This window comes from Planotetraspora phitsanulokensis (genome assembly GCF_016863295.1).
Taxonomy (GTDB): domain Bacteria; phylum Actinomycetota; class Actinomycetes; order Streptosporangiales; family Streptosporangiaceae; genus Planotetraspora; species Planotetraspora phitsanulokensis.
Window position 1 is genome coordinate 1 of record NZ_BOOP01000007.1, and the last position, 13,342, is coordinate 13,342.

Here is a 13,342-nt window from a genome sequence, read left to right on the forward strand (position 1 = left end):
GGAGGCGAGGCAATAAATACTGTGATCAATCTCATTGGGAGCCGGCGGCCTGTTCGACGACGCGGGCCCATCTTTCGAGGATGGTCTGGGCGCTGTCGACGTCGTGTCCCTCGGCCCACAAGTGGGTGACGGCCTCGGCCGGGTCGGGCAGGACGAGGGCCCAGCTGCCGTCGTCCTCGACCACCCTCACGCCGTCGGTGGTGTCGATCCGGTGGCCCTCGGCGGCCTCGACGACCGAGCGCATCACCGCCCCCTTGTGCGCCCAGGGCGTGGGCACGGTCCGCTTGAGCAGCTTCGCCTCCGGGATGCGGGCGTCGATCTGGCTGAGGGACAGCCGGGTGCGCGCGACCAGGCCGAGGAGCCGGAGGAACACCGCGAGACCGTCAACCGTGGGGGCGAACTCGGGCACGATGAAGCCGCCGCGCCCGTCGCAGGCGAAGATCATGTCGGGATGCCGCGCGGCCGTCGCGAGCGTGTCCACGCTCGTGGCCGTCCAGTCGACCTGGACTCCGTGGAACCGGCAGACCATCTCGGCGACCCGGGTGGTCGTGACCGGGAGCGCGACCCTGCCTCCCCTGCGCTCGGCCGCGACCAGGTCGAGTACCACGAGCAGGGCCCGCTCCTCGCTGATGAGCTGGCCCATCTCGTCGACCAGGGACACCCGTTCGCCGACCGGGTCGAACCGCACGCCGAACGCCGCCCGGGACGAGGCCACGAGCTCGGCGAGCCGCTGAAGGTCACGGCGGCGCTCGGCGAGGCTCTCGGTGGGCGAGACGTCGTCGAGGCGGTTGTTGACGGTCAGCACGTCGACGCCGGCGCGGCCGAGGAGGCTGGGCAGCACGAGCGAGGACGTGCCTCCGGCGCAGTCGACCACGACCTTCATCTCGGCGTCCTTCACGCCGCTCATGTCGATGCAGCGCAGGAGCTCCCGCGCGTAGGTGTCGACGGCCCTCGCGGGGAAGGTCAGCTCGGCGATCTCGCCGGGGAAGGCCCGGCGGTACTCCTGCCGCGAGAACACCCGCTCAAGCTTCCGCTGGGCCGCCTGGGACAGATCGGCCCCGGACTCGTCCATGAACACGATGTCGACGCTCTGGGGGTCGCCTGCGGTGGTCCGCAGGGCGATGCCTCCCCGCACGTTCTCCCTGGAGGTGTTGAACCGGGTCACCGGGAGGGCTGCGGCCTCCAGGTCGACGACGTTGATCGCGCTGGAGTTCAGCGCGCTGATCACGGCCCGCTTGAGCGCCCTGGCGGCCCGGGAGGCGTCGCGGGACGTGACGACCGTGTCGCCCTTCCTGAGCGTCGTGGCGTACGCGCTGGCCAGCCGTACGCACAGCTCCGGGGTGATCTCCACGTTGACGAGGCCGGAGACGCCGCGCGGCCCGAACAGGCTGCGCTGGCCGCGCGACTCCCAGATGACGCTGGTGTTGACGACCGCGCCGGCCTCGATGGTCTTGAACGGGTAGATCTTCACGCCGGAGGACACGTAGGCCTCGGCCTCGATGACGCACTCGTCCCCGACGACGGCGTTCTCCTCGATCCTGGCGCCGGTCATCACGTCGGTGTTCTTGCCGATCACGCACCCGCGCAGGTGGGCCGCCGGGCCGACGTAGACGTTGTCGCTGACCACCGCGCGGTGCAGGAAGGCGCCCTCCTTGACCACCGCGTTGCTGCCGAGCACGGTGTACTCGCGCAGCTCGGCCCCGCCCTCGACCTTGGCGTAGTCGCCGATGTAGAGCGGGCCCTTGAGCACGGCGTCCGGGTCGACGGAGGCGCCCTCGGCCGCCCAGACGCCCGGCGCGAGCTCGAACGCGTCGAAGTCGACCTTGACCTTGCCCTCCAGGACGTCGGCCTGGGCCTTGAGGTAGCTCTCGTGGGTGCCGACGTCCTCCCAGTAGCCGTCCGCGACATACCCGAAGAGCCGTTCGCCGCTCTCGAGCAGCCGGGGGAAGACGTCGGAGGACCAGTCGACGGACTGTCCCGGCTCGATCCCGTCGAGGACGGACGGCTCCATGATGTAGATGCCGGTGTTCACGGTGTCGGAGAACACCTGTCCCCAGGTGGGCTTCTCGAGGAACCGCTGGATCCGCCCGTTCTCGTCGACGATGATGATCCCGAACTCGAGCGGGTTGGGCACACGCTTGAGCCCGATGGTGACCAGTGCCCGGTTCTCCCGGTGGAAGCGGAGCATGTCCGTCAGGTCGATGTCGGTCAGCGCGTCGCCGGAGATGACGAGGAACCGGTCCTCGCGGAGCTTGTCGGCCGCGTTCTTCACGCTGCCGGCCGTGCCGAGCGGAACCTCCTCGGTGGCGTAGTGGAGGCTCATGCCGAGCTCGTCGCCGTCGCCGAAGTAGTTGCGGATCAGGGCGGCCAGGAACTGGACCGTGACGACGGTCTCGGTGTACCCGTGGCGCTTGAGCAGCCGGAGCACGTGCTCCATGATCGGCCGGTTGATGATCGGCAGCAGGGGCTTGGGCTGGTTGGCGGTCATCGGCCGCAGCCGTGTCCCCTCCCCGCCCGCCATGACGACGGCCTTCACGGTCACCCCTTCGTTAGGTGGCGCACCTGTACGACATACAACACCCCCGCCCACCAATACAGACCAGTTCCCCAGATGGCGAAGGCCCATCCGAAGATCGTGGAGATCTCCGCGTACCAGCCGTCGTGGGAGGCGAGGAACAGCAGAGGGAAGGCGTACATCAGGGCGGCCGTCGCCGCCTTTCCGAGGAAGTGGACCGGCAGCGCCGGGCCGTACCCGTGGCGGCGCAGGACCGGCGGGACCCACAGGAGCATGACGTCGCGCAACGGCACCACGAGCGCCAGCCACAGCGGGATGGCGTCGCGCAGCACCAGGCCCACCAGGGTGGCCAGGATGTAGAGCCGGTCGGCCAGCGGGTCGATCAGGCGGCCCAGCCTGCTGGTCTGCCCCCAGGCCCGGGCGATCTTGCCGTCGAGCCAGTCGGAGAACCCGGCGAGCGCGAGCAGGAGAATGGCCCAGCCGTCCTCATGGGGTCCCAGAACGAGCCAGAGGAAGACCGGGACGCCGAGCAGACGGAGCATGCTCAGCAGGTTGGGAACCGTGAAGATCCGGTCTTCCGAGGCGTTCACGCCCCAGACCCTACATGCCCCTTTCCCGCCCGCCGCGAGGCGGTTCCATGGCATTGAACTCAGCGTCGACCAAGCCGAACCGATGCGCCACGACCGCGGCCTGCGTGCGGTTGCGCAACTCGAGCTTTTCCATGATCGCCGCGACGTGGCTCTTGACGGTCGTCACCCCCACGTGGAGGCGGTCGCCGATCTCGGCGTTGGACAGGCCCATGCCGACCAGCGTGAGAACCTGCACCTCGCGTTCGGTGAGGGTGCCGGGCAGGCGCGCCGTCTGCCGTTCGGCCGCCAGCGCCCGGTCGACCACCCGCCGCAGGACCGACGGGGCGAGCAGCGGCTCTCCGAGGGCGGCCCGGCGCACGGCCTCGACCATCCGGTCCGGGGGGTCGTCCTTGACCAGGAAGCCGAGCGCCCCGGCGCGCAGGGCGGAGTAGACGTTCACGTCGTCCGAGAACGTGGTCAGCACCACGATCCTGGCGGCCGGGTCGGCGGCCAGGATGCGCCGGGTGGCCTCGAGCCCGTCCACGCGCGGCATCCGCAGGTCCATGAGCAGCACGTCGGGCCGGTGGCGGTCGGCGAGGCGCACGGCCTCGGCCCCGTCGGCGGCCTCGCCGCAGACCTCCATGTCCCCGGCGGCCTCCAGCATCATCCGCACGCCGGCCCGGACCAGCGCCTGGTCGTCGGCGACCACGACGCGGATCACGGCGTGCTCCGCGAGGTCCACCGGCATTCCGGGCCGGCCTCGGGCCCGTCCGCGGGTTCGGGCAGAGGCAGTGACGCGGCCAGGCGCCAGCCGCCGTCCTCCACCGGCCCAGCGGTCAGCCGGCCGCCGAGCGCGCGGGCCCGCTCGCGCATCCCCGCGATCCCCTGCCCGGTGGACGGCAGCCTCTCCCCCGGTCCCGCCGTCCCCGGGCCGTTGCGGACCTCCACCGTCATCGCTCCGTTCTCCATCCCGACCGTGATCACGGCCTTCGCCTCCGGGCCGGCGTGCTTGAGGACGTTCGTCAGGCCCTCCTGGACGATCCTGGCCGCGGACGCCCGGACGACCAGGGGCGCCGCCACCGCCTCGGCGGTGATGTCCAGGTCCACCCGCAGCCCGGCCGCGGCCATCCGGGCGACGGCGTCGCGCATGATGTCGTCGGGGTCGGCCAGCGTCAGGCCACGGCTGACGTCACCGGGCCCGGGCCGGGCGAGTTCGTCGCGTTCCGGATCGCGGAGCACGGTGAGCAGCCCGCGGAGGTCCTCGAGCACGCGGTGGCCGGTCTCCCTGATATCGGCCAGTGCCTCGGCCGCGGGGCCGGTCGCCCCGGCGTACTGGGCCGCGCTCGCCCGCAGCACCATCGCGCCGACGTGGTGCGCCACGATGTCGTGGACGTCGCGGGCGATCCGCTCCCGCTCGGCGAGCCGGTCGGCGCGCATGCGTTCGGCGCTCAGCTCCCTCGCCTGACGTCCCTCTGCCTGGCGGGCGCGGACGTACCGGCCGATCGCGACGGGGGCGGTCACGATGGCCATGAGGGTGACCACGCGGACGAAGGTGATGTCGGCCGGGTCGTCGACGATCACGATGGCGGTGACGGCGCAGGTGAGCAGATATCCGGCGCCCACCCACGACCAGCTCGCCCGGGTGGCGAACACGCCCAGCGCGACGAGGGCGAGCAGTTGCAGGCTGCTCCCAGTCCGGGGGGCGTACTGGTCGGCCACGACCAGGATCACGCTCTCCAGCAGCAGCACGGCGCCCGGGTGCTTGCGGACCACGCCGAGGGCGAAGCCGGCCACCACGACCACGAGGCCGACCACCCACACCGGCGGCTTCCCGCTGTCCCAGAACGGCCAGGTGCCGAGGACGGCGAACGCCACCCCGCCGCCGGCGAGCAGCAGGTCGAGCAGAGGCGCCGGATCCTCCTTGCCCTGACCCTTCTCGCTGCGCAGATATCGGCCGACCAGCACCGGGAAGGCGATGATGCCGACCGAGTAGAACCACGAGTTCTGTGTGAAGGCGATCCCCGGGTCGGCCAGGTTGACGGCCGTCGCCGCACCGGCGAGGACCGCCACCGGAGCCGTCCAGCGCCACCCCCGCTCCCGGGACACCACTCCGACGGCGATGGGGAGCAGGATCTGCAGAGTGTCCGTGGTGGAGGCGCCGAGCTGGTCGCAGACGACGAGAAAGCCGGCGAAGTAGATCGCGACCGGGCCCGGCAACCGGCGCACCAGTCCCAGCGGAAGCCCGGCGAGCAGGGCGAACAGGGCCCTGATCCACCAGGGCGCCGACGGCCCGCCCCAGTGCCCATGGGTGACGAGCATGTCGAGGACGACCCCGCACACCGCGAGGAAGACGTCCAGCACTCCGCCGCGCCACCGCATACCGGAACGGTATCCGCACTCGGGGCCGGGTCTGCTTCCTCCCAGGGGACGAGACCGTCTCCTCCTTCTGGCCGCGCGGCCCGGTCCAGGTGGCCGCCCGCACGGGCCCTCGTGGCCGCCCGAGCGGGTCCTTGTGGCCGCGGGAGCGGGCCGGTCGGCGGGCGCCGCGGCCGGGCACGCGGCCCTAGCTTCGGGGCATGGCGAACGAGTCAGCGATCTTCTTCAGTCAGTTCCTCCGCGCGCCCGCCGTGACCGGCGCGATCGCGCCCAGTTCCCGGAGGCTGTCTTCCGCGGTGTGCGTCCCCGTGCCCGAGCGCGGCGACCCCGTCGTGGTGGAGCTCGGGCCGGGCACCGGTCCCTTCACCGGCGAGATCCAGCGCCGCCTCGGCGGTCGCGGACGGCATCTCGCCGTCGAGATCAACCCGCAGCTCGCCGAGGTCCTCACCGACCGCCACCCCGGTGTGGAGATCGTGGTCGACAACGCCGGGCGGCTTCCCGCCCTGCTCGGCGAGCGGGGCCTGTCCGAGGCGGACGTCATCGTGAGCGGGCTGCCGTGGGCGGCGTTCTCCTACGGCCGCCAGTCCGAGGTCCTGCGGGCTGTCGTCCAGGCCCTCGCGCCGGGCGGCGCCTTCACGACGTTCTCCTACGTGCACGCCCGGGCGCTTCCCCCCGCGGCGCGTTTCCGCAGGAGGCTCTCCGAGTCGTTCGAGGAGGTGGTGCCGGGACGCACCGTGTGGCGGAACCTCCCGCCGGCGTTCGTCTACCACGCGCGCCGCCCGCGCCGCTGACCGTGCGCCGGTCGCGGGGCTGATTACGGAGATCGCTTCGTTCTACTATTGCGCGCGACCAGGAAATGGAGACGGTTATGGACTTCTCACTGCCGGAGAGCGCGCAAGCCGTACAACGGGGTGTCGCGGACATCTGCTCCCGTTACGACATGGCGTACTGGGAGCGCTGCGAAACCGAGAAACGGTGGCCTGAAGAAGTCTGGGCGGACCTGGCCAAGGGCGGCTGGCTCGGCCTCGCCGTACCCGAGGAGTACGGCGGTTCCGGGCAGGGCCTGCTGGAGCTCGCGGTGGCGACCGAGACGTTGTCGGCGTCCGGCTCCGCGGGCGGTTCCGCGTTCACCTACGTCCTGACGCCGGGCTTCGGCGCGATGACCCTGTCCAGGCACGGCACCGCTGAGCAGAAGGCCGCGCTGCTCCCGGGCCTGGCGACCGGCGAGATCGAGACCTGCTTCGCCCTCACCGAGCCGGACGCCGGGTCCAACTCGCTGGCGATCTCCACCTTCGCCCGGCAGGACGGCTCCGACTTCGTCGTCAACGGGCAGAAGATCTGGATCACCGGCGTGCAGCGCGCCACGTGGATGTTGCTCGTCACGCGGACCATCCCGGCCGCCGAGGCCAGGCCCCGGACGAACGGCCTGACGGTCTTCCTGGTCAACGTGCCGGAGGCGGTCGCGGCCGGGCAGCTGTCGTACCGGCCGATCCCGAAGATGGGCGCGAACACGACCCCGTCGAACATGGTGTTCATCGACGAGCTGCGCGTCCCGGCGTCGAGCGTGCTCGGCGAGCTGCACGGGGGCGCCGCGGTCCTGTGGGACGTCCTCAACCCGGAACGGATCCTGCTGGGCGCGAGCGCGCTCGGCGGGGCCGAGGTCGCGCTGCGGACCGGGGTGAACTACGCGAAGGAGCGCGAGGTCTTCGGCCGGCCGATCGGGGCGAACCAGGCCATCGCCTTCCCGCTGGCGCAGGTCAAGGCCAAAATCGAGCTGGCCAGGCTCATGCTGTACAAGGCGGCCTGGTCCTTCGACAACGGGCTCCCCTGCGGCACCGAGGCCAACATCGCGAAGCTGACCGCGTCGCAGGCGGCGTGGGAGGCGGCCGACGCCGCATTCCAGACCCACGGCGGCATGGCCTACTCGCTGGAGTACCCGGTCGCCCGCCTGCTCACGGACGCGCGCATCGGAAAGATCGCGCCGGTGACCGAGGAGCTGCTGCTGAACTACCTCGCCACCCAGGTTCTGGGACTGCCGCGGAGCTTCTGACCGCCGGATCGCCCTTTGCGCACACGGCTTGCGGGGAAGGTAAAGACTTACGGCAGGCAGCGGTGAAGGGACATCGGATGGACAAGCCGTACGCGAGCACGGTGATCAGGGCGGACGCCGACGAGGTCTGGGCCTTCCTCCGGGACTTCGGCAACCTGGAGGAGTGGCTTCCCGGCATCACGACCTGTGAGATCGAGGACGGCGGAGAGCTCGCCCCCGGGGCGGTCCGCCGGATCGACGGCGCTGGAGGGGTGTTCCGCGAACGCCTGCTGTCCCTCGACGACGCGGGGCGGTCGCTGACGTACGAGATCCTCGAGTGCCCGTTGCCGGTCACGGACTACCGGGGGACCTGCCGGGTGGCCCCGGTGACCGACACCGGCGAGGCCTTCGTGGAGTGGTACGCGTCCTTCGAGGCCGACGACCCGGGCCGGGTGGCCAAGATCTTCGCACGTGGCGTCTTCGCCCCCGGCCTCGACTCCCTGCGCAAGCGGTTCGGCTGACCGGCCGCCGCGCGGACGCCTGAGAAGAGCGGACCCCTCAGGTGAAGCGCGGAGGCCGCTTGTCCCGCACGGCCCGGACCCCCTCGGCGACGTCGGGACCGGTGAAGCCGAGGAACTCCATGGCCAGCGACGCGTCGAACGACGGGCCGGCGAGCCTGAGCCAGTTGTTCAGCGCGTACTTGGTCAGCCGGATGGCCTCGGCGGAGCCGTTCGCCAGCCGGACCGCGACCTCCAGCGCCCTCTCGTGGACCAGGTCGTCGTCGACGCACAGGCTGACCAGGCCCATCGCCTCCGCCTGCTCGCCCGTCACGGGCTCGCAGAGCAGCAGGTGGTACTTGGCCTTCGCCAGGCCGCACAGCAGGGGCCAGACGATGGCCGCGTGGTCGCCCGCCGCCACCCCGAGGCGGGTGTGGCCGTCGATCACGCGTGCCGTACGGCCGGCCACGGAGACGTCGGCGAGCAGCGCCACCGCGAGCCCCGCGCCGACGGCGGGGCCCTGGATGGCCGACACCACCGGCTTGGGGCAGTTGATCACGTTGTAGACGATGTCGCGGGCCTCGGCGAAGACGCGCATGCGGGTCGCGTGGTCGCGCGTCATCTCCTCGATCATCGACAGGTCGCCGCCCGCCGAGAACGCCTCGCCCTCCCCCCGGATGAGGACGGCGCGGACCGCGTCGTCGTCGCCGGCGTCGCGCCACACCTCGGCGAGCTCCCGATGCCCCGTGCGGTCCACCGCGTTCAGCCTGCCGGGCTCGCTGATGACGATCCGCAGCACGCCCTCAGCAGGCCAGTCGATCTTCAGCTTCTCGTAGTCCCTCACTCCTGGGCACAGTAACCGCGCGGCGCCGCGGAGGGAACGGTCACGGCCGCGCGGCCTCCATCAGGGACTCGATGAGCCGGTTGTCCGTGCCGCGCTCGGGGTGCCACTGGACCCCGACGGCGAACCGGTGGCCGGGGATCTCGATCGCCTCCACGATCTGGTCGTCGGCCCACGCGACCGCCTGGAACCCGGCCCCGAGCCGCCTGATGCCCTGGCGGTGCGCGCCGGTGACCTCGGCGTGGTCGCCGATCGCCTTGCCGACCTTGCTGGAGACGCTCACGATGAGCTCGTGCCTGGCCGTCTCGTGCCGCGGGTGGTCGACGACGTCGGGCAACCAGGGGATCAGCGTCCCGCCCTGCGAGATGTTGAGCATGTGCATGCCGCGGGAGATCGCGAGCACCGGGAGGTCCGCCTCCACCGCCGCCCGGGCGAGGGCCAGTTCGAAGCGGTCCCGGTGGACCTGCGGCTCCTCCACCCGCGGCTCCGGCTCCTCGCCGTACAGCGAGGGGGAGACCTCCACGCCGCCGGCGAGGATCAGCCCGTCGAGCCCGCGCACGTAGTCGGCCACGGAGGCCGGGCTGGCCGGCGGCAGCAGCAGCGGCGCGCCGCCCGCCTTGTCCACCGCCGCGGCGTACGCCTGGGGCGAGACCGCGGCCTCCCTCACCCATACGCTCCATCGCGCGGCCTCGAGGTAAGTGGTGATACCGACGATCGGACGCGCCATTGCGATCTCCCGGGTGTCTTGCAATTCGGTACACCCAATAATGGCGCAGCGGGATTTCACTTTGTCCCACTTACCTCACTATTACCGCAGGTAGCGGCAAGCATCCCTGATTACAATCCATTACGGCTCAATCACGGTGAGTGGGTTTTCGCACCACCTTGTGAAGAATCGGTTGTGACGTCCGACTGCGAGTGCAAGACTCCCGAATGAGCGCTGTTGAGCCGGGGCCTGCGGCGTTCATCACCCGGAGCCGTCAGGGAGGTGGATCGACAAGACCGGAGCTGGTCCGGTCCCAAGGGTGGGACACAGTAGATGACGCTTAATCCGCGCCTCGTCAAAGAGAGCTTCTCCGTCATCGAACCCGTCGCGGGTAAGGCCGCGGCGTTTTTCTACGGTCGGCTGTTCGCGGAGAACCCGCGACTGCGGGCGATGTTCCCGCCTGCGATGGACATGCAGCGTGACCGCCTCTTCAGCGCGCTCACGCGGATCGTGTGGTTGCTCGACAGCCCCGACGGTCTCGCGGCCTACCTCGGCCAGCTCGGGCGCGACCACCGCAAGTACGGTGTCGTCGACGAGCACTACGCCGCCGTGGGCAACGCCCTAGTCGCCACGATCAAGCACTTCGCCGCCGACATGTGGACCGAGGAGATCGAGTCCGCCTGGGTCGACGCGTACGGCCTGGCCTCCTCCGCCATGATCGAGGCGGCGGCCGCCGACGCCGGAGTCGCTCCCCCCTGGTGGCTGGGAGAGGTCGTCGACCACGAACGCCGGACCCGTGACATCGCCGTCGTCACGGTGCGGCCGGCGCAGCGGCTGGACTTCACGCCGGGCCAGTACCTCACCGTGCAGACCGCCCGGTGGCCACGCGTCTGGCGGACGTTCTCCATCGCCAACGCCCCGCGCGACGACAACACCATCCGCCTGCACGTGCGCGCCGTCCCCGGTGGATGGGTCAGCTCGGCGCTCGTGCAGCACACCCGGATCGGCGACCAGATCCTGCTCGGGCCGCCCGTGGGCACGATGGCGCCCGTCGAGTCGGAACGGGACATCCTGCTCGTGGCGGGCGGCACGGGGCTGGCCCCGCTGAAGGCCATTCTCGAGCACGTCATCGCGTCCGGCCGCCGGCCCAACATCCACCTGATCTTCGGCGCCCGGAAGGCGTCCGAGCTCTACGACATGCACGACCTCATCAGGATGGAGTCGAGCTTCCCGTGGTTGCGCGTGCTGCCCGTGGTGTCCGACGAGCACGCCTACGACGGCATGCGCGGGCGGCTGCCCGAGGTCATCGAGCGTTTCCACTCCTGGGCCGAGCACGAGGTCTACGTCTGCGGCCCGGCGTCGATGGTGAACGAGACGGTCCGGAGGTTGCAGTCGTCCGGCGTGCCCCTGTGCCGGATCCACCGCGACACCATCCAGGGCGAACCCTGACGGCCTGCCGTATCTCCCTGACCGGCCGCCCGACTCCTGGCACGATGGGCGCAACCCGGAAAAGGCCGTGCACGAAGCCCACCTGGAGGTGTCCGTGGAAGCCCTGCTCGCGATCGGCACGCGCAAGGGACTGTTCATCGCACGCTCGTCCGGCGGCCGGCCCTTCGAGGTCGACCCCGTCCGCTTCTCCACCGTCGGCGTCCACTCCGTGGCGATCGACACGCGCGGGCCGGCCCCGCGGCTGCTCGCCGGCATCGAGTACGGCCACTTCGGCCCCTCGGTGATGTGGTCGGACGACCTCGGGGAGACGTGGCAGGAGGCGGCCACGCCGCCGGTCGCGTTCCCGGAACGGACCGGAGCCTCCCTCGCCCGCGTCTGGCAGCTCCAGCCCTCGCCGACGGAGCCCGGCGTGGTGTGGGCGGGCGCCGAGCCCGCCTCGTTGTGGCGGTCGGAGGATCGCGGCGAGATCTACTCGCTCGTGGAGGGCCTGTGGGACCATCCCACCCGGCCCCAGTGGCAGCCGGGCGGCGGCGGCCTGTGCCTCCACACCGTCATCCCGCACGCGACCGATCCGCGCCGCATCGCGGTGGCCGCCTCGGCCGTCGGGTTCTTCCGCAGCTCGGACGGCGGCGCCTCGTGGGAGCCGGCAAACCGGAACATCCGGGCGCCGTTCCTGCCGGAAGGCGCGCAGTACCCGGAGTTCGGCCAGTGCGTGCACAAGGTGGCGCACCATCCGGCCCGGCCCGACCGGCTCTTCCTCCAGCACCACTTCGGCGTCTACCGCTCCGACGACTTCGGGGGGTCCTGGACGGACATCGGCTCCGAACTGCCCTCGGACTTCGGCTTCCCCATCACCGTCCACCCCGCCGACCCCGACACGGTCTACGTGTTCCCGCTGCACGCCGACATGGACCGCACTCCGGTCGGTCACCGCTACAACGTCTTCCGCAGCGACGACGGCGGGACGGGCTGGAAGAGCCTGGGCGCCGGGCTGCCGGAGGGTCCGGTGCACGCGGCGGTGCTCCGCGACGCGCTGGTCGCCAGCGACGCGGGCGTCTTCTTCGGCACCCGCGACGGCGAGGTGTACGGGTCCGAGGACGACGGCCTGAGCTGGACGCTGATCGCCCGCCACCTCCCCGACGTCCTCACGGTCCGGGCGGCGGTGCTCTGAGGTGACCAGGCCCGTCACGCTGGTCACCTTCGTGGTGCCGCACACGCTCCGGCACTGGATCGGCGACCGGTCGGAGGTCAGGGTGTTCGCGGTGGCTCCGCCGGACGAGGACAGCCCGACGCTGGGGGCCGCCCTCGACACGCTGCGCCGTACGCACCCCTCGCTGGAGGAGCGGCTGCGCGACGAGGACGGCCACATCCGGCGGCACATCAGCATGTTCGTTTGCGGGGAGAACGCACGGCGGCTCGGCGGGCTGTCGTGCGCGCTGCCTCCCGGCGCCGAGGTCTACGTCCTCCCGGCGCTCAGCTGACCGCTCCGGGTCAGACCTTCCGCCAGCCGGGGACCCAGGCGCCGTCCTCGACGACGTAGTCGCCGAACAGCGCGGGCGCCTCCTCCTTCATGAGCTCGCCGATCCGCTGGAACACCAGGCGGATCTCCTCCTCCGCGCCGACGGCGGTGCGGGCCTCGATCGTGTGCCTGAGCGTGCGGACGTTGGCCGTCCAGACCAGGCCGGTCGCCACGCCCTCGGGGGCGAAGCGGCGCATGAACGAGGTGTGGTGCTTCTTCTCGGCGAACTTCACGCCTTCCTCGTCGAGCCCGAAGTGGCCGGCCATCCAGGTCTGGAACTCCTCCAGCTGGTCGAGCACCGCCGTCGCGCGCTTCATCAGCTCGGCGTCCTGGGTGGCCCAGTCGGGGAACCAGAACGGCAGATCCGACAGGCGGACGAACCGCAGCGACTCCTGCGAGATGGCCACGCCGGGGCGGTGCCGTACGAGCTCGTGGGTGAAGACCCGGCTGACGTTGTGCAGGACGAAGCTGAAGCTGACGTGCTCCAGCACCGACCCGTGCGCGCTGGCGAGGATGTTCTGGAGGTACTGGGTCTGGTCCGTCCGGATGCGGGTCACGTTGGGGTTCAGCCCGGGCTCGAACGAGCGGTAGCACAGCCTCCCGGCGAACTCCGCGAGGTTCTGCGCGTCGAACTCACCGCGCTCCAGCCGGTCCAGCCAGCTCTCCCCGCCGACCTCCCGCAGGTAGCGGGCGAGTTCGTCGTAGTCCAGCTCCGGCCGGGCGACGATGAAGACCTCGGGTTCCACACTGCGCATGATGACCGTCCCCGTCCGCTGTTGTCCTTGGTGAGTAGGCCACCTTCTCGGCTTACTCGGCCCAACACCCTACCGATGGACGGCCG

13 protein-coding genes are annotated in these 13,342 nt (G+C 71.1%); 6 read left to right on the plus strand and 7 right to left on the minus strand.

Annotation, left to right across the window (positions count from 1 at the left end):
• Positions 1-31: 31 nt before the first annotated feature.
• Genes Pph01_RS09050 through Pph01_RS09065 form a run of 4 tightly spaced genes read right to left on the minus strand, consistent with a single transcriptional unit; the run spans position 32 to position 5,463 of the window.
• A complete protein-coding gene (locus Pph01_RS09050; protein WP_204072556.1) occupies positions 32-2,536 on the minus strand; it encodes a mannose-1-phosphate guanyltransferase in 2,505 nt (834 codons plus the stop codon).
• 2 nt (positions 2,537-2,538) lie between these two features.
• Positions 2,539-3,105: a cardiolipin synthase ClsA gene (clsA, locus tag Pph01_RS09055; protein WP_239116535.1), complete on the minus strand. Its 567-nt coding sequence runs from the start codon at positions 3,103-3,105 to the stop codon at positions 2,539-2,541.
• 10 nt (positions 3,106-3,115) lie between these two features.
• Positions 3,116-3,805, minus strand: coding sequence for a response regulator (locus Pph01_RS09060; protein WP_239116536.1), 690 nt, complete (start codon positions 3,803-3,805; stop codon positions 3,116-3,118).
• Positions 3,802-5,463, minus strand: coding sequence for a sensor histidine kinase (locus tag Pph01_RS09065; RefSeq protein ID WP_239116537.1), 1,662 nt, complete (start codon positions 5,461-5,463; stop codon positions 3,802-3,804). Before Pph01_RS09065 ends, Pph01_RS09060 begins: the two co-directional genes overlap by 4 nt.
• Before the next feature lie 197 nt (positions 5,464-5,660).
• Here Pph01_RS09065 and Pph01_RS09070 point away from each other — a divergent pair, with 197 nt between their 5' ends.
• From Pph01_RS09070 to Pph01_RS09080, 3 genes are all read left to right on the plus strand, one after another.
• On the plus strand, positions 5,661-6,251 hold the full coding sequence (locus tag Pph01_RS09070) for a class I SAM-dependent methyltransferase (RefSeq protein ID WP_204072559.1): 591 nt from the start codon (positions 5,661-5,663) through the stop codon (positions 6,249-6,251).
• A 77-nt stretch (positions 6,252-6,328) separates the two neighbouring features.
• Entirely contained in the window at positions 6,329-7,510 is a 1,182-nt protein-coding gene (locus Pph01_RS09075; protein ID WP_204072560.1) for an acyl-CoA dehydrogenase family protein, read from the plus strand.
• 77 nt (positions 7,511-7,587) lie between these two features.
• On the plus strand, positions 7,588-8,010 hold the full coding sequence (locus Pph01_RS09080; RefSeq protein ID WP_204072561.1) for an SRPBCC family protein: 423 nt from the start codon (positions 7,588-7,590) through the stop codon (positions 8,008-8,010).
• 37 nt (positions 8,011-8,047) lie between these two features.
• Here Pph01_RS09080 and Pph01_RS09085 read toward each other — a convergent pair whose 3' ends face one another.
• Positions 8,048-8,830 (minus strand): enoyl-CoA hydratase/isomerase family protein, encoded by a 783-nt coding sequence (locus Pph01_RS09085; protein ID WP_204072562.1) that lies wholly within the window; start codon positions 8,828-8,830, stop codon positions 8,048-8,050.
• A gap of 40 nt (positions 8,831-8,870) precedes the next feature.
• Complete coding sequence (locus tag Pph01_RS09090) at positions 8,871-9,554, minus strand: gamma-glutamyl-gamma-aminobutyrate hydrolase family protein (protein WP_204072563.1); 684 nt, start codon at positions 9,552-9,554, stop codon at positions 8,871-8,873.
• Between the two features lie 312 nt (positions 9,555-9,866).
• On the opposite strand from Pph01_RS09090, the gene Pph01_RS09095 reads away from it, so the two are divergent.
• The 3 genes from Pph01_RS09095 to Pph01_RS09105 all read left to right on the plus strand — a co-directional run bounded on the left by Pph01_RS09095 (position 9,867) and on the right by Pph01_RS09105 (position 12,463).
• Entirely contained in the window at positions 9,867-10,982 is a 1,116-nt protein-coding gene (locus tag Pph01_RS09095; RefSeq protein ID WP_204072564.1) for a globin domain-containing protein, read from the plus strand.
• 67 nt (positions 10,983-11,049) lie between these two features.
• On the plus strand, positions 11,050-12,153 hold the full coding sequence (locus Pph01_RS09100) for a WD40/YVTN/BNR-like repeat-containing protein (protein ID WP_239116539.1): 1,104 nt from the start codon (positions 11,050-11,052) through the stop codon (positions 12,151-12,153).
• 1 nt (position 12,154) lies between these two features.
• Complete coding sequence (locus Pph01_RS09105) at positions 12,155-12,463, plus strand: ubiquitin family protein (RefSeq protein ID WP_204072565.1); 309 nt, start codon at positions 12,155-12,157, stop codon at positions 12,461-12,463.
• 10 nt (positions 12,464-12,473) lie between these two features.
• Here the strand turns inward: Pph01_RS09105 and thyX are convergent, their stop codons facing one another.
• The gene (thyX, locus tag Pph01_RS09110; protein ID WP_204072566.1) at positions 12,474-13,256 is read right to left on the minus strand and encodes an FAD-dependent thymidylate synthase; all 783 of its coding nucleotides are present in this window, start codon (positions 13,254-13,256) and stop codon (positions 12,474-12,476) included.
• Positions 13,257-13,342 lie beyond the last annotated feature (86 nt).

Excerpts from the sequence above, each read along its gene's own strand:
- Pph01_RS09065 (WP_239116537.1), bottom strand. The coding sequence starts at position 5,463 with ATGCGGTGGCGCGGCGGAGTGCTGGACGTCTTCCTCGCGGTGTGCGGG.
- Pph01_RS09070 (WP_204072559.1), top strand. The coding sequence starts at position 5,661 with ATGGCGAACGAGTCAGCGATCTTCTTCAGTCAGTTCCTCCGCGCGCCC.
- Pph01_RS09075 (WP_204072560.1), top strand. The coding sequence starts at position 6,329 with ATGGACTTCTCACTGCCGGAGAGCGCGCAAGCCGTACAACGGGGTGTC.
- Pph01_RS09080 (WP_204072561.1), top strand. The coding sequence starts at position 7,588 with ATGGACAAGCCGTACGCGAGCACGGTGATCAGGGCGGACGCCGACGAG.
- Pph01_RS09090 (WP_204072563.1), bottom strand. The coding sequence starts at position 9,554 with ATGGCGCGTCCGATCGTCGGTATCACCACTTACCTCGAGGCCGCGCGA.
- Pph01_RS09095 (WP_204072564.1), top strand. The coding sequence starts at position 9,867 with ATGACGCTTAATCCGCGCCTCGTCAAAGAGAGCTTCTCCGTCATCGAA.
- thyX (WP_204072566.1), bottom strand. The coding sequence starts at position 13,256 with ATGCGCAGTGTGGAACCCGAGGTCTTCATCGTCGCCCGGCCGGAGCTG.